The organism is Microbacterium salitolerans, from assembly GCF_019720895.1.
Taxonomy (GTDB): Bacteria; Actinomycetota; Actinomycetes; order Actinomycetales; family Microbacteriaceae; genus Microbacterium.
The window spans coordinates 297,387-312,483 of sequence record NZ_JAHKSH010000002.1; the positions used below are offsets into that span (position 1 = coordinate 297,387).

Consider the following 15,097-nt stretch of genomic DNA (forward strand, 5'->3'; position numbering starts at 1 on the left):
CGGAAACACGCGGATCCGCCCCGTAGAATCGGGGGATGCGCATCGACATCGTCACGATCTTCCCGATGTTCTTCGACGTGCTCGATGTGTCGCTTATCGGCAGGGCGAGAGAGAAGGGCGTGCTCGACCTGCGTGTCCACGACCTCCGGGAGTGGACGCACGATCGTCACCGCACGGTCGACGACACCCCCTACGGCGGCGGCGCCGGGATGGTGATGAAGCCCGAGCCGTGGGGCGAGGCGCTCGACGCGATCCTCGGCGACGACGCGCTGCTCGTCGTGCCGACGCCCTCGGGCGAGGTGTTCACGCAGACGACGGCTCGCGAGTTCGCCGACGAGTCGCAGCTCGTCTTCGCCTGCGGCCGGTACGAAGGAATCGACCAGCGCGTGCTCGACCATTACGCTGCGCGCGGCCGCGTGCGATTCGTGAGCATCGGCGACTACGTCCTCAACGGGGGCGAGGTCGCCTCGATGGCGATGATCGAGGCCGCGGGCCGGCTCATCCCCGGCGTCGTCGGCAATCCCGAGAGCCTCGTCGAGGAATCCCACGAACTGGGCATGCTCGAGTATCCGATCTACACGAAGCCCGCGTCGTGGCGCGGGCACGACGTCCCCGACGTCCTGCTGAGCGGTCACCACGGCCGGATCGCCGAGTGGCGCCGCGAGCAGGCGCTCGAGCGCACGCGCGAGCGCCGTCCCGATCTCCTCGAGGAGTCGGACCTGTGACGCGCGCGACGGTCATCACGGTCAGCGACCGATCCGCGGCCGGCGAACGCGAAGACCTCGCGGGTCCTGCCGCCGTCGCGGCGCTGCGGGAGGCGGGCTTCTCGTGCGACGCGACGATCGTTCCTGACGGCGCCGACAGCGTGAGGCGGGCGCTTCGCTCCGCGCTGGATGCGGGCGCCCGGCTCGTCGTCACGACGGGCGGGACGGGGATCTCCCCGCGCGACCAGACCCCCGAGGGGACGAGGCCGGTGCTCGACCGCGAGGTGCCGGGGATCGCCGAGGAGCTGCGCCGCATCGGCGCGCAGGAGGCGTCGGGCGGCATGCTGTCGCGCGGGCTCGCCGGCGTCGCGGGCACAGCGCTCGTCGTCAACCTGCCGGGATCGCCGAAGGCCGTCGCGAGCGGCATCCCCGTGATCCTGCGCGTCGCCGACCACGCTCTCGGACAGCTGGAGGGCAACGACCATGGGTGAGGTTCGGCTCGCGGCTCTCCGCGCGGATCCGATCTGTCTCGTCGACCACCTGAGGGCCGTCGACGACCCGCGCATGGGCGCCGAGGCGAGCTTCGTCGGCCGTGTGCGCGATCACGATCCCGACGCCTCCGGCACGGTCGCCGCGCTCGAGTACACGTCGCACCCCGATGCCGAGCGGATCCTCGGCGAGATCGCGGCGCGCGCCGCCCAGCGCACGGGGTCCCTCGTCGCCGTGAGCCACCGCATCGGCCGCCTCGCGGTCGGCGACACCGCCGTCGTCATCGCCGTCGCCTCGGCGCATCGAGCCGAGGCCTTCGATGCCTGCCGTGAGGTCATCGAGGACATCAAACGCGAGCTTCCGGTCTGGAAGAGACAGATCGAGGCCGACGGCACCAGCGCCTGGAAGGGGATCGGGGGCTGACACCGCGGGCGTGCGGCGGGAGTGAGGCAGCCGCGTCACCCGCCGGCGAAGGGCGGGAGGATGTCCACTGTCGCGCCGGAGAGAAGCTCGACGTCGTCGTCATGCCGTGTGCCGTCGACGAGGACGGCGCAGCGGGGGAGGATCCCCGTGAGAGCCGGATGATCGGCGACGAGCGCGTCGCGCAGGGCGTCGAGGCGCGTCTCCTCGCGCTGCTCTTCGGCCGTGCCCGCCGCCTCCTCAGCCGCGGCGAAAAAGCGCACGCGCATCAGGACTCCCACCGCTTCGCGAGAGCGACGGCCTTGTCGAGCGCGGCGGCGTCGCCGTTCCGACCGGCCGCGAGGCCCGCCAGGTAGGCCGTGAGGGGAGCCGCGGGGCGGGCGACGCCGTGGGCGACGTCGCGCGCGAGGTCGAGGACGGCGGCGATGTCGATGTCGTCGGGGTCGAGGTCGAGCTCGTCGCACGCGGCGCGCGTCCATGCGTCGAGGGCCTCGGGAGGAAGATGGACGGCCATCAGATCTGCTCGCCGTCCCGGACCCAGGAACCGCTGCGTCCGCCGGTCTTCTGCACGATGCGCGCGTTCTCGATGAGGGCAGTGCGGTCGATGCCCTTGACCATGTCGAGCACTGTGAGCGCGGCGACGGTGACGGCCGTGACCGCCTCCATCTCGACGCCTGTGCGGTCGGCGGTCCGCGCCGTCGCCTCGATCTCGATGCCGTCGTCGGTGATCTCGAGGTCGACGGTCACCCCGTGCACGCCGATCACGTGCGCCAGGGGCAGCAGGTCGGGGGTCTTCTTCGCGGCCTGGATTCCGGCGATGCGGGCGACGGCGAGGACGTCGCCCTTCGGCACCGTCTGATCGTGGAGGGCCGACACCGTCTCGGGCGCGACGCGCACGAAACCGCGCGCCGTGGCGGCCCGCACGGTCGGCTGCTTCGCGGTGACGTCGACCATGCGGGCGTGCCCGGCGGCGTCGAGATGCGTGAACGCGGGGGAGCTCATACGACAAGCATGACATCGACGAGGTCGCCGGTCGCGACGACGGCCACGTCCTCCGGCACGATCGCGTATCCCTCCGCGAGGCCGAGGCCGCCGACGAGGTGCGACCCGGATCCGCCCGCTGTCGCCGGCCGCGCGCGCCACGCGCGCGGATCCGTCCGATCGATCACGATCGGCGCGTACTGCCGACGGTCCGGCGGTGTGCGCCAGCCGGTCGCGGCGGGAAGGCGGAGGAGCGGCCGGTGAATGCTCGCGCGGCCCTGCAGCGCGAGGAGGGCGGGGCGCACGAAGACCTCGAAGGACACGGCGACGCTCACGGGATTCCCGGGCAGCCCGAAGAAGAGCGCGCCGGTGTCGAGCGCGCCGAACGCCTGCGGCTTGCCGGGCTGCATCGCGACCTTCGAGAAGCGGACGCGCCCCTCGAGCGCCTGCTTCACGGGCTCGTAGGCGCCCGCGCTCACGCCCCCCGAAGTGACGACGGCGTCGACGTCGTGCTGATCGGCGAGCAGGCGCGTGAGCTCCGCGGGGTCATCTCCGACGCTCGTGCGCAGAACGACCTCGCCGCCTGCGTCGCGCACGAGGCCCGCGAGGAGCGTCGAGTTCGAATCGGGGATCTGGCCTTCAGCGGGGACGCTCCCCGGAGCCGACAGCTCGGATCCGGTCGACACGACGACGACGCGCGGGGCGCGGAAGGCGGCGACCTCCGTCACCCCCGCCGCGACGAGAGCGGGCACCTGCAGAGCCCCGAGGAGCGAACCCGCCCGCAGCACGATGTCTCCGGCCGCGATGTCCTCGGCGCGCCGCCGGACATGGGCGCCGGCCGCCGGCGGCGCCGTGCGCACGAGGGCGGTGTCGAGGGAGTCCGCGAGTCCGCCGGCCGTCTGCTCGAAGGGGACGATCGCGTCGGCGCCGGGCGGGACGGGCGCGCCCGTCATGATCCGCTGCGTCGTGGCCGGGGCGACCGGGAGCGCCGCCACGGATCCCGCCGGAACGTCGCCGATGACCGTGAGCGCGACCGGCGCGCCCGGGGCGGCGTGCGCGACGTCGGCGAAGCGCACGGCGAATCCGTCCATGGCGGAGTTGTCGAACGCGGGGATGTCGAGCGCGGCGATCGCGTCCGCGGCGAGGGTCCGCCCCGCCGCGTCGATCGGAGACGCGTGCTGCATCTCGACGTGGCGCACGTGGGCGAGGATGTCGGCGAGGTGATCCTCGACCGAGAGCAGGCCCATCATGCGCGCCCGCCCTCGTCGGGTGCGACGACGGCGCCGGACCAGGTGCGCATTCCTCCGGTGAGGCTGCGCGAGGTCAGTCCGGCGCCGGCGAGAGCCGCCGTGGCGCGCGCCGAGCGCACGCCTGCGGCGCAGACCGTCACGACGTCGCGTCCGTCCGCCGCGTCCCGCACGCGCGCGGCGGCGGCGGACGGATCCGCGAGTACCTCCGCGACGGGAATCGCGACCGACCCCGCGATCACGCCGTCACGCCGTTCTGATGGCTCCCGCACATCGATGACGAGCGTGCGGATCAGGGCGCCGCGCAGCTCCGCGTCGGTCACCTCCGTGGGCACGGTGCGAGGAATCGGCGGCGGCGTCGCGGGCGACGAGGCGCGAAACGGCACCTCCCGGGTGGTCGACCGCAGCGCGTCGACGAGGGCGATGCGACCGACGAGCGGATCCCCGATGCCCGCGACCAGCAGGATCGCCTGCGTCGCCATGAGGGAGCCGACCTGCATCACGAGTGCGCCCAGCACGCCGACCTCCGCGCACGTGGGCACGTTGCCGACGGCGCCCGCCGGGTGAAGGTCGGACAGACGCGTCGCCGGCGCGCCCGCGGGGGGATCGGCCCAGAACACGGTCACCTGCGCGTGGAATTCCTGCACGACGCCCCAGACCAGCGGCACGCCGATCGCGGCGCACGCGGCATCGACGATCTCGCGCGTGGCGAAGGTGTCCGAGCCGTCGATCACCACGTCGGCTCCGCGCAGGATGCGGCCGGCGTTGTCCGCGGTGAGACGCTCGCGCACGGCGACGACGTCGCATTCGGGCGCGAGGTCGTGCCCGGCCCGCACCGCGCTGTCGACCTTGGCGCGGCCGATGTCGCGCGTGCGGTGCATCACCTGACGCTGCAGGTTCGAGGCGTCGACATCGTCGTCGTCGATGACGGTGAGCCGGCCGACGCCGGCGGCCGCCAGCGCGAGCAGCGCGGGAGAGCCGAGCCCCCCGGCTCCGACGATCGCGACATGCGCGGCCTGCAGACGCCGCTGTCCCTCTTCTCCGAGCGGGAACAGCACGTGATGGCGTGCCGTGCGCGCGGCTTCGGCGGGCGTCAGCTGCGCGACCGGATCGACCAGCGGGGGGAGGGCCATGCTCCGAGCCTACTGACGATGGGGCGTGGTGAGATGGTCAGATGCGTCGCTCCCGCCTGCTCGCCGTCCCCGCCCTCCTCGGCGTCGCCGCACTTGCATCGTGCGCGCAGGCCGGGGCCGCGGGCGGCGGGCTGCGGATCGCGGCCGCGGCGTCCCTCCAGGGGGCGTTCGATGAGCTCGTCGCCGAGTTCGAGGTCGCCCATCCGGACATTCTCGTCGCGCCCGTCGTCTACGACGGCTCCAGCACGCTCGCGACCCAGATCGCGGAGGGCGCGCCCGTCGACGTCGCGGCGTTCGCCGACGAGCCCACGATGGCGCGCATCTCCGACGATGCCGAGGAGCCCCGGATCTTCGCCACGAACTCGCTCGTCGTCGCCGTCCCCGAGGGCAGGAGCGAGGTCGCCTCGCTCGACGACCTCGCGGATCCGGGCCTCGACGTCGTGCTCTGCGCGCCCGAGGTCCCCTGCGGCGCGGCGGCCCAGACAGCTCTCGAGGCGGAGGGGCTGCGGATCGACGCCGCGAGCCTCGAGCAGAACGTCTCGGCCGTCGCGACGAAGGTCGCGGAGAGCATCGCGGACGCGGGCCTCGTCTACCGCACCGATGTCCTGGCGACCGAGGGCATCGTCGCCGTCGAGGACCCCCGCCTCGACGACATCGTGAACTCCTATCCGATCGCCGCGACGGCTGGCGCGGCATCGGCGGACGACGCCGAGGCGTTCATCGACTTCGTCCTGAGCGACCCGGGTCAGCAGACCCTCGCCAAGTGGGGCTTCGGCACGCCATGATGTGAGGAGCGGTCTCAGACACATGACGAAAGGGGAGAACATGGCGATGTCGCGCGACGCACCGGCACGCAGCGTCTTCCCCCGCCTCATCCTCATCCCGGCCGTCCTCGCTCTCCTGTTTCTGCTCCTCCCGCTCGCCGCTCTCGTCGCGCGCGTGGAATGGACGAGCCTGTGGGCCGACATCGCCGCTCCTGACGCCGTCAGCGCACTCGTGCTCTCGGTGACGACCGCCGCGATCGCCACGGCGGTGTGCGCCGTCGTGGGGATCCCGCTCGCGATCGCGATCGCCCGCGCGCCGCGCGTCCTCGCCGCTGTGCTGCGGGTGGTCGTGACGATTCCGCTCGTCCTCCCGCCCATGGTCGGCGGCGTCGCGCTGCTCTTCCTCTACGGCGGCTCGAGCCCGGTCGGCATCTGGCTCGACAGCGCGGGGCTCGCGCTGCCCTTCACGACGGCGGCGGTCGTCGTCGCCCAGATCTTCGTCGCGCTGCCGTTCCTCGTGATCGCCGTCGAAGGATCCGTGCGCACGGCCGGGACCGACTACGAGCGCACCGCGGTCGCACTCGGCGCGAGCCGGTGGACCACGCTGCGCCGCATCACGCTGCCGCTCGCGGCCGACGGCATCGTCGCGGGTGTGATCCTCTGCTTCGCCCGCGCGATCGGCGAATTCGGTGCCACGGCGCTCTTCGCCGGCAACGCGCCGGGCGTGACGCAGACGATGCCGCTGGCGATCTACACGGCCTTCAACGGATCCGGCGTCGACCAGGGCTCCGCGGTCGCGCTCGCCCTCCTGCTGCTCGTGACGGTCCTGGTCGTCTTGCTCGTGGTCCGCGGCTGGCGGCCCGGGAGAATCCGATGAGCGGGCACGCGGGCACCGCCGTCGACGGCCGCGTCGTCGTGCGTCGCTCACGCCGCTTCGAGCTCGACGTCGAGCTCGACGTCGAGCACGGCGAGATCCTCGCCGTCATGGGCCCCAGCGGTGCCGGGAAGTCGACGCTGCTGCAGGCACTCGCGGGAGAGGTGCGGCTCACGGGCGGCGAGATCGCGATCGGCGACCAGGGCGTCACGCGGCGGCACCACGCGGATCCCCGCCGCCGCGGCGTGGTGCTGCTGGGGCAGAAGCCGCTGCTGTTCCCGCATCTCGACGTCCGAGACAATGTCGGCTTCGGGCTGCGCGTGCGCGGCACGCCCCGCGCCCGCTCGCGTGCGGAAGCCGACGAATGGCTCTGGCGCATGGGGCTCTCGGGCATGGGGGACCACCGACCGCGCGAGCTGTCGGGTGGGCAGCAGCAGCGCGTCGCCCTCGCCCGCGCCCTCGCGACGTCGCCGCGGCTCCTCCTCCTGGACGAGCCGCTCACGTCGCTCGACGTCGACACTGCGAGCGACATCCGCGGGCTGCTCCACGAGCAGCTCGCGTTCACCCTCACGACGACGCTCCTCGTGACCCACGACGCGTTCGATGCCGCGGCGCTCGCGCACCGCATGGTCGTCATCGAAGACGGCCGTGTGACGCAGCGGGGCGACGTGCGCGAGGTCCTCGCACGCCCGGCCACGCGCTTCGTCGCGATGTCTGCGGGCCTCAATCGCCTGAGCGGGACGGCCCACGACGGTGCGTGGACGGGGGAGTCGTTCGGACTGCCCGTGCGCATCGCCTCCAGCGAGGGCGGCCCCCGGCCCGCGGACCACACGCCCATCGTCGCCGTGTTCCGCCCCGCCGATGCCCGCATCGCGCGGGCTGAGGAGACCACGTGGACGGGCGCGTTCCACACGGCTCGCGACGAGGCGGAGGGCGAGCCTGCGCCCGGAGAGTGGCTCGCACGCGTCGCACGCCTCGAGCCGGCGCCCGGCGGCGCCCGGGTGCACGTGACGGAGCCCGATCTCGCCGTCGACATCCCGAGCGCCCAGGTCGCCGCCCTCGGGATCGCGCCGGGCGATCCCGTGCGCGTGTCGATCGCTCCGGAGCATGTGCGGCTGATCCCGGTCGTCGAGCCGGGTCCGGTGCCGTCGTCCCGGGCGGACGATTCGTCGAGCCGCTGACAGGCGCCGGCGTCCTCGCGCGACCGTCAGATGCGCGAGACGGCGCCCGGATCACCTGCCGTCTCGTAGTCTGGATGGATGAGGTCGATTCAGGTCGAGAGGGCTCCGCGGTGACGGCGGTGCCGATCGGGCTGTCGGATCCGCGCGTGCGTGAACCCGCTCCCGCCGACATGCCGGCCCACGGCCCGCTCGTCGACCGCTTCGGCCGTGTGCACCGCGATCTCCGCGTCTCGCTCACCGACCGCTGCTCCCTGCGATGCACGTACTGCATGCCGGAGCAGGGCAACGAATGGCTCGCGAAGCAGAGCATCCTCACCCTCGACGAGATCGAGCGCGTCGCGCGGATCGCGGCGGCGCAGGGCATCTCGACGTTCCGGCTGACCGGTGGCGAGCCCCTCCTCCGCCGCGACATCGTGCAGATCGTCGAGCGGCTCGCGGCGCTCGAGACCCCCGACGGCCCCGTGCAGATCGCCATGACGACGAATGCGATCGGGCTCGACAAGGTGCTGCCTGCTCTCGTCGACGCGGGTCTCGGCCGGCTCAACATCTCGATCGACACCGTCGACCGCGAGCGCTTCCGCGACCTGACGCGGCGCGACCGGCTGCACGATGTCGTCGCAGGGATCCAGGCAGCCGCCGCCTCGCGCCTTCGTCCTCTCAAGTTCAACGCCGTCGCCATGCGGGGCGTCAACGACGACGAGCTCGTCGAGCTCGTCCAGTTCGCGCTCGACAACGATGCTCAGATGCGCTTCATCGAGCAGATGCCCCTCGACGCGGGACACACCTGGTCGCGCGAGAGCATGGTCACGCGCGAGGAGATCCTCGAGCGGCTCTCGGAGCGGTGGGATCTCGAGCCCGTCCCCGGCCGCGGGGGTGCTCCTGCCGAGTCCTGGCGTCTCGCGGGCACCGGCAGCACCGTCGGCGTCATCGCGTCGGTCACGGCGCCCTTCTGCGGAGCCTGCGATCGCCTGCGGCTCACCGCCGACGGGCAGCTGCGCAACTGCCTGTTCTCGAATCGCGAGTTCGACCTCGTGCCGCTGCTGCGCGGCTCCGGCACCGACGACGACCTCGAGCAGCTTCTGCGCGGCTGCATCTGGCGAAAGCTGCCCGGCCACGCCATCAACGATCCCGGGTTCCTTCAGCCTGATCGCGGCATGAACGCGATCGGCGGCTGAGACGGGCCTCAGATCTCGGGATCGAGCAGGTCGAGACCATCGCGATAGCGCTCGGCGATGACGCCGACGACGCGGGGATCGGTGCCGACGGGGTCGGTGACGATGTCGGCGCCGGAGTCCGCGATCATGTCGGCGAAGTGCCCGGGTGCGAGGACGTAGCTGGCGATGATCACGCGGCCGGCGCCGCCCTCGCGCGCGGCGCGCACGGCATCGGCGACCTTCGGCTCGGCGCCGTACGCGTAGCCGACCGTGAGCGGTGCGTCGAACTGCGTCGCGAGCATCTCGCGCACCTCCTCGACCCGCTGGGCGGATTCGGGACGCGTGGATCCGGCCGCCGCGAGAACGACGTGGTCGTCGCTGCGGAGGCCGATCTCGCGCACGCGGTCGCCGAGGATGTCGACGAGACTCAGGTGAGGGCCGAGCGTTCCTGAGGCGACGACGTCGTCGCGCGCGCTGGCGGCGCGCGCGATGTCGACGGCCGTGTGGAAGCCGGGCGAAAGCAGGATCGGGACGATCACGGCGGGGCCTTCGACGGCATCGACGACCTCATCGATCTGAGGCGTCTGCACATCGACGTACGTTTCGTGATGCGGAACCCCATCGAGCAGTTCGACGGCGTCCGAGACGAGTTTCGAGATGACGGCGCGCCCCTCGGGGGAGTCGGTGCCGTGTGAGCAGCAGATGAGCGTGGGCTGTTGCATCAGATGTCCTCCACGTTCAGACGGTACCCCCTCTTGACGACCGTTTTGATGAGATCGGGGAAGCCGAGCGATTCGCGGAGCCGCGCGATCGCCATCTCGACCGCGTGCGTGCTGCGGTTCGAACGTGGCAGCGCGACCTGCAGCTCTCGGCGTGCGATGACGGCGCCGCCGGCGTCGAACAGATCGCTCAGCACCGCGGTGCTCGTCCGCGAGAGGGGCCGGAACACGCCGTCGAGCACGGCGCCCGCGCTGCGCATCTCGAGGCGTCCTCGCACCGTGTCGAGGCCGGGCGCGCTTCCGCCGCCGAAGTGCGTCACGACACCGCGCACGAGGGATCCGAGACGCCCGCGCTCGGCGACGATCGCGGGGATGTCGCGATCGTCGAGCGGCTGCACGGTGATGGGGCCGACGGCGGCCATGACGACGCGCCCGCGCTCGGCGAGGCGACGGATGTCGTCGAGCGCGCCCGCGCGCTCCGCCTCGGCGAGCCACTCGCTCGTGCCGGGTGCGGACGTGAACAGGACGGCGTCGGTCTCCCCGGCGGCCGTGGCGAGAACTGACTGCCGCACGATGTCGGGATCCGCGGGAGGGCCCCAGCGGTAGACCGTGATGCTCACGACGTCGGCGCCGTGCGCGCGGAACATCTCGTCGAGCCCGTCGGCGCCGGAACCGTGGTGCTGCACCGCGATGCGCTTGCCGGCGACGCCCTCGGCGAGGAGGAACTCGCCGAGTTCCTGCGCGGTCTCCGACTCGGCGACCCAGTCGGCCTGGAAGCCCGCCTGCTGGATGGCGCCGCGGGCCTTGGGGCCGCGTGCGACGATCTGCGCACCGGCGAACGCCTGCGCGAGCTCGTCCGCGAGGTCCGCCTCGTGCGCCGCCTCGATCCAGCCTCGGAACCCGACGCCCGTCGTCGCCACGACGACATCGGGCGGCGTCTCGATGAGATCGCGCGTCGCGTCGAGGAGAGCCGCGTCGTCGATGTGCGGGACGATCGTGAGCGCGGGCGCCTGGCGGACAGCCGCGCCGTGCCGTTCGAGTGCCGCCGTGAGCTCGCCCGCGCGACGGTCGACGGCGATGACGACGGTGCAGCCGTCGAGCGCGGACGACAGGCGCGGGCGTGAGGTGCCGGCGTCCGTCATTCGGCGCGGCCCTCGGGATCGACGAGGGCATCGGCGGGGGAGAACGGCGCAGGCATCAGGAGATCGGGGCGCGCGACGTCGCCGATGACGATGACAGCGGGGTTGCGGACGCCGGCCGCGCGGGCGTCCTGCGCCGCACGCGCGAGGGTCGTGCGCGTCGTCCTCTGGCGCTCGGTGTGCCCGCTCTCGACGAACGCGACGGGACGGTCGCCGGGGACGCCCGCGTCCTGCGCCTCCCGGGCGATGCCGGCGAACGCCGCGACCCCCATGAGCAGGACGGTCGTGACGGACGGATCCTCGAGTGACGCGAGCGTCGCAGGCGAGACGCCGGACTGGCCGTTGATGATGTGCACGCTCGACGCGACGCCACGGTGCGTGACGGGGATCCCCGCCGCCTGGGGGACCGAGACGGCGCTCGTCGTCCCGGGCACGACCTCGACGGGAACGCCGGCCGCGAGGCAGGCCGTGACCTCTTCTCCGCCGCGGCCGTACACGAACGGGTCGCCGCCCTTCAGCCGCACGACGCGCAGTCCGCGCTGGGCATGGTGGACGAGCAGCGCATTGATCTCGCCCTGCGGGACGGGGTGGTGACCGGGCGCCTTGCCGACGTGGATCACCTCGACGTCCGGGTCGAGCTCGTCGAGCACGGCGGTGGCACCGAGGCGATCGGCGACGACGACGTCTGCCTCGGCGAGCAGGCGACGCGCGCGAAGGGTGAGGAGATCGACGGGCCCGGGGCCGCCACCCACGAGCGCAACCTGTCCCGCCGCGGACTCGCGCACGCGGCGCAGCGGCACGCGGCCCGACTGGAGCAGCTCACGCACCGACTGGTTCACGCGCGCGGTGCGGCGGGGGTCCACGCCCGCATCGCTCGTGACGCCCACGATGACATCGCCGGCGCGGGTCTCGGCGGTCGTCCGCGCGGATCCGTGCGCGCCGTCGGACGCGTTGATGCAGAACGTTCGGCGGGCCTCGCTCCAGGCGACCACCTGCGCGTCGACCTCGGCGTCGCCCGTGGCGGTGTGGACGAGCCACGCCTCGGCGACGTCCGATTCCTCGACGGGGCGCGCGCGCCAGGGCAGATCGTGGTCGGCGACGAGCTGCGCCACCTCCGGCGCCAGGGCGGGGGCCACGATGTTCACCGCGGCGCCCTCGGCGAGGTAGCGGCGCATGCGCCGCGCGGTGACGGATCCGCCGCCCACCAGCACGACCTCGCGACCATCGAGCGAGACACCGAGCATCGTCGTCATGTCACGCCTCCTTCCCTCGGACGAGCACCTGTCCGTCGTCGACCGCGACCGGATACGCGGCGATCGCGCGCTCGTCTCTTCCCTGCGTCTCGAGGACGGCTCCCGTGCGCAGATCCCATGCCTGCTTGTGCAGCGGCGATGCGACCGTCGGAACCTCGAATCCGTCCGCGAGCGATTTCGTGCCGACGATACCCCTGCTGAGCACGTGCGCGTCGCCGTACGGGTCATAGTTCGACACAGCCCGGACGGTGCCGTCGGCGAGACGGAACAGCGCGACTTGCGTCCCGCCGATGAGCGCCGCCCGTCCGCGTTCGACATCGAGGTCGCTCAGTGCGCACACGCGCACCCAGCTCGTCGTCGCCTGCGATGTCCGCTCGATCGTCGTCATCGTCTGACCTCCAGCGTCGTTCCCGCGATCACGACGGATCCGTCCTCTCTCTCCGCGCGAGACGCGGGGCGCACCTGGCCGCGCTCCGAGACGTACGCGAGCGACGGATCCGGTGTGTCCGGTGCGTTGACGAAGGAATGGAAGCGCGTGAGCTTCTCGGGATCCGCGAGCGTCGCGGCCCACTCGTCCTCGTACCCCTCGACGTGCTTCGCCATGGCGGCGTCGAGGTCGGCGCAGAGTCCGAGCGAGTCGTCGAAGATCACCTCGCGCAGGCCGTCGATGCCGCCGTCGAGGTCAGCGAACCATGGGGCCGTGCGCTGCAGGCGGTCGGCCGTGCGGATGTAGTACATGAAGAAGCGGTCGATCGCCTGGATGAGCTCGTCATCGCCGAGGCCCTCCGCGAGCAGCTCGGCGTGGCGCGGGGTGAAGCCGCCGTTGCCCCCGACGTAGAGGTTCCAGCCGTTCTCCGTGGCGATGATGCCCGCGTCCTTGCCCCGGGCCTCGGCGCATTCTCGCGCGCACCCCGAGACGCCGAGCTTCAGCTTGTGCGGCGCCCGCAGGCCGCGATAGCGCAGCTCGAGCTTCACGGCCATGCCGACGGCGTCGAGCACCCCGTACCGGCACCACGTGGATCCGACGCACGACTTCACGGTGCGCAGCGACTTGCCATACGCCTGCCCCGACTCGAATCCGGCATCGACGAGGCGCTTCCAGATCTGGGGAAGCTGCTCGAGCCGGGCGCCGAACATGTCGATGCGCTGTCCGCCCGTGAGCTTCGTGTAGAGGCCGAACTCCTGGGCGACCTCGCCGATCACGATGAGCCCCGCCGGCGTCACCTCGCCGCCGGCCATACGCGGCACGACCGAGTACGAGCCGTCCTTCTGCATGTTGGCCATGACGTGGTCATTCGTATCCTGCAGCGTCGCCGTCTCGCCGTCGAGGACGTGCTCGCCGACGAGGCCCGAGAGGATGCTCGCGATGGTCGGCTTGCAGACGTCGCACCCGCGCCCGCGGCCGAACCGGGCCACGATCGTGCTGAAGGTCGTGAGCTCCGAGACGGCGATCGCGTCGAACAGCTGCCGACGCGACATGTCGAAGTGCTCGCACAGCGCGTTCGAGACGGTCTTCCCGAGCGCCGACAGCTCCGTGCCGACGATCTTCTTGACGGCGACGAAGCAGGATCCGCAGGTCGCGCCCGCCCGCGTGCAGGCTTTGACCTCGCCCGCATCGGCGCACCCGTCCTCGTGAACGGCCTCCCGGATCCGGCCCGCCGTCACGCTGGAACAGGAGCACACGATCGCGTCGTCGGGAAGATCGCCTGTGGGAGCCTCGACGCCGCCCTGCGGCAGGAGATAGGCCGCCGGATCACCTCCGAGCGGTCTGCCGACGAGCGGGCGGAGCGCGCCGTACGCGGAGGCGTCGCCGATGAGGATGCCGCCGAGCAGAGTCGTCGCGTCGTCGCTCAGCACGAGCTTCTTGTAGACGCCGCCGACCGGGTCGGTGTAGACGACGTCGAGGGCATCAGGGGAGGCGGCCATCGCGTCGCCGAAGCTCGCGACGTCGACGCCGGACAGCTTGAGCTTCGTCGACTCGTCGAAGCCCGGGAACGTCGCCTCGCCGCCGAGGAGCCGATCGGCCGCGACCTCGGCCATCGCGTAGCCGGGAGCGACCAGGCCGACGCAGCGCCCTTCGAAGCTCGCGACCTCGCCGATCGCGAGGATCGACGGATCCGTCGTGCGGCAGGTCTCGTCGATCCGCACGCCCCCGGTCGGCGCGCAGTCGATCGATGCCGCGCGGGCGAGTGCGTCGTGGGGGCGGACGCCCACGGTGAAGATGACGACGTCGGCGGACTCGTAGGAGCCGTCGCGGAACTCGAGGCCCGCGACCTGGCCCGTCCGATCCGGATCGAGCCGGGTCGTGCGCGACTCCGTGCGCACGCCGATGCCGCGCTGCGAGATGAGGCGTCCGAGCACCTCGCCGCCGGCGCGATCGATCTGCGCCGACATCAGGTGCGTCCCCGAGTGCACGACCGTGCAGGCGACGTCGAGCCCCTGCAGGGCGCCCGCGGCCTCGAGCCCGAGGAGTCCGCCGCCCACGACCCGTCCGATGAGCTCGCGCCCGAGCTCGGCGCGTCGGCGCGCGACGAAGGCGCTGAGGCCCTCGAGGTCGTCGATCGTGCGGTACACGAAGCAGCCGGGCAGCTCGGCGCCGTCGACCGCGGGGCGCGCGGCGTACGATCCCGTCGCCAGTACGAGCGCGTCATACGCGATCTCGGTGCGCGAGGCGGTGTGCACGGTCCTGCGCCGACGATCGATGCTCGTCACGGGGTCTCCCGGCAGGAGGGTGACACGGGGATCATCGAACGGGGCGCGATCGAGCACGAGGTCGTCGGGAGCCGCTCCCGCGAAGAAGCTCGTGAGTCCCACGCGGTCGTACGGAAGGCGCCTCTCGTCGCCGATGACGGTGATCCGCAGGGGTCCCGTGTCGCGGCTCACGACGCTCTCGACGAAGCGATGCGCCGCCATTCCCGCGCCCACGACGACGACGTGTCCGATGTGCGGTGTGTCGGTGCTCATGCTCGGCTCCTGCCTGGCTGCGGATCGCTGGTGCGGCCACGTTAGGAACGGGGTGTTTCCCCGCGAGGAGCCCCG

At 72.4% G+C, this 15,097-nt stretch carries 17 protein-coding genes; 7 read left to right on the forward strand and 10 right to left on the reverse strand.

The window, feature by feature from the left end:
* Positions 1-35 precede the first annotated feature (35 nt).
* The 3 genes from trmD to KOL93_RS04630 are packed head-to-tail and all read left to right on the forward strand — an operon-like array spanning position 36 to position 1,616.
* Positions 36-725, forward strand: a complete 690-nt coding sequence (gene trmD / locus KOL93_RS04620; RefSeq protein WP_221584157.1) for a tRNA (guanosine(37)-N1)-methyltransferase TrmD — start codon at positions 36-38, stop codon at positions 723-725.
* Positions 722-1,195, forward strand: a complete 474-nt coding sequence (locus KOL93_RS04625) for a MogA/MoaB family molybdenum cofactor biosynthesis protein (RefSeq protein ID WP_221584158.1) — start codon at positions 722-724, stop codon at positions 1,193-1,195. The genes trmD and KOL93_RS04625 overlap by 4 nt, the downstream gene beginning before the upstream one ends.
* Complete coding sequence (locus KOL93_RS04630; RefSeq protein ID WP_221584160.1) at positions 1,188-1,616, forward strand: molybdenum cofactor biosynthesis protein MoaE; 429 nt, start codon at positions 1,188-1,190, stop codon at positions 1,614-1,616. Before KOL93_RS04625 ends, KOL93_RS04630 begins: the two co-directional genes overlap by 8 nt.
* Before the next feature lie 35 nt (positions 1,617-1,651).
* Here the strand turns inward: KOL93_RS04630 and KOL93_RS04635 are convergent, their stop codons facing one another.
* The 5 genes from KOL93_RS04635 to KOL93_RS04655 are packed head-to-tail and all read right to left on the reverse strand — an operon-like array spanning position 1,652 to position 4,974.
* On the reverse strand, positions 1,652-1,885 hold the full coding sequence (locus tag KOL93_RS04635) for a MoaD/ThiS family protein (RefSeq protein ID WP_221584513.1): 234 nt from the start codon (positions 1,883-1,885) through the stop codon (positions 1,652-1,654).
* Positions 1,882-2,127: a DUF6457 domain-containing protein gene (locus tag KOL93_RS04640; RefSeq protein WP_221584161.1), complete on the reverse strand. Its 246-nt coding sequence runs from the start codon at positions 2,125-2,127 to the stop codon at positions 1,882-1,884. The genes KOL93_RS04635 and KOL93_RS04640 overlap by 4 nt, the downstream gene beginning before the upstream one ends.
* Positions 2,127-2,615, reverse strand: coding sequence for a cyclic pyranopterin monophosphate synthase MoaC (gene moaC / locus KOL93_RS04645; RefSeq protein WP_221584163.1), 489 nt, complete (start codon positions 2,613-2,615; stop codon positions 2,127-2,129). Before moaC ends, KOL93_RS04640 begins: the two co-directional genes overlap by 1 nt.
* Positions 2,612-3,844, reverse strand: coding sequence for a molybdopterin molybdotransferase MoeA (locus KOL93_RS04650; RefSeq protein WP_221584164.1), 1,233 nt, complete (start codon positions 3,842-3,844; stop codon positions 2,612-2,614). Before KOL93_RS04650 ends, moaC begins: the two co-directional genes overlap by 4 nt.
* A complete protein-coding gene (locus KOL93_RS04655; RefSeq protein WP_221584165.1) occupies positions 3,841-4,974 on the reverse strand; it encodes a ThiF family adenylyltransferase in 1,134 nt (377 codons plus the stop codon). The genes KOL93_RS04650 and KOL93_RS04655 overlap by 4 nt, the downstream gene beginning before the upstream one ends.
* 41 nt (positions 4,975-5,015) lie before the next feature.
* On the opposite strand from KOL93_RS04655, the gene modA reads away from it, so the two are divergent.
* The 4 genes from modA (at position 5,016) to moaA (ending at position 8,968) form a co-directional block, all read left to right on the forward strand.
* Positions 5,016-5,759: a molybdate ABC transporter substrate-binding protein gene (gene modA, locus KOL93_RS04660; RefSeq protein WP_221584166.1), complete on the forward strand. Its 744-nt coding sequence runs from the start codon at positions 5,016-5,018 to the stop codon at positions 5,757-5,759.
* A gap of 22 nt (positions 5,760-5,781) precedes the next feature.
* A complete protein-coding gene (locus KOL93_RS04665) occupies positions 5,782-6,615 on the forward strand; it encodes an ABC transporter permease (RefSeq protein WP_374107105.1) in 834 nt (277 codons plus the stop codon).
* Positions 6,612-7,793 (forward strand): sulfate/molybdate ABC transporter ATP-binding protein, encoded by a 1,182-nt coding sequence (locus KOL93_RS04670; RefSeq protein WP_221584167.1) that lies wholly within the window; start codon positions 6,612-6,614, stop codon positions 7,791-7,793. The genes KOL93_RS04665 and KOL93_RS04670 overlap by 4 nt, the downstream gene beginning before the upstream one ends.
* 74 nt (positions 7,794-7,867) lie before the next feature.
* Positions 7,868-8,968, forward strand: coding sequence for a GTP 3',8-cyclase MoaA (moaA, locus tag KOL93_RS04675; protein ID WP_374107106.1), 1,101 nt, complete (start codon positions 7,868-7,870; stop codon positions 8,966-8,968).
* Between the two features lie 8 nt (positions 8,969-8,976).
* Here the strand turns inward: moaA and KOL93_RS04680 are convergent, their stop codons facing one another.
* Genes KOL93_RS04680 through nirB form a run of 5 tightly spaced genes read right to left on the reverse strand, consistent with a single transcriptional unit; the run spans position 8,977 to position 15,022 of the window.
* The gene (locus KOL93_RS04680) at positions 8,977-9,669 is read right to left on the reverse strand and encodes a sirohydrochlorin chelatase (RefSeq protein WP_221584168.1); all 693 of its coding nucleotides are present in this window, start codon (positions 9,667-9,669) and stop codon (positions 8,977-8,979) included.
* The gene (locus KOL93_RS04685; RefSeq protein ID WP_221584169.1) at positions 9,669-10,808 is read right to left on the reverse strand and encodes a uroporphyrinogen-III synthase; all 1,140 of its coding nucleotides are present in this window, start codon (positions 10,806-10,808) and stop codon (positions 9,669-9,671) included. The genes KOL93_RS04680 and KOL93_RS04685 overlap by 1 nt, the downstream gene beginning before the upstream one ends.
* Positions 10,805-12,058 (reverse strand): uroporphyrinogen-III C-methyltransferase, encoded by a 1,254-nt coding sequence (gene cobA / locus KOL93_RS04690; protein WP_221584170.1) that lies wholly within the window; start codon positions 12,056-12,058, stop codon positions 10,805-10,807. The genes KOL93_RS04685 and cobA overlap by 4 nt, the downstream gene beginning before the upstream one ends.
* Before the next feature lies 1 nt (position 12,059).
* Entirely contained in the window at positions 12,060-12,446 is a 387-nt protein-coding gene (nirD, locus tag KOL93_RS04695) for a nitrite reductase small subunit NirD (protein ID WP_221584171.1), read from the reverse strand.
* On the reverse strand, positions 12,443-15,022 hold the full coding sequence (nirB, locus tag KOL93_RS04700) for a nitrite reductase large subunit NirB (protein WP_221584172.1): 2,580 nt from the start codon (positions 15,020-15,022) through the stop codon (positions 12,443-12,445). Before nirB ends, nirD begins: the two co-directional genes overlap by 4 nt.
* Positions 15,023-15,097 lie beyond the last annotated feature (75 nt).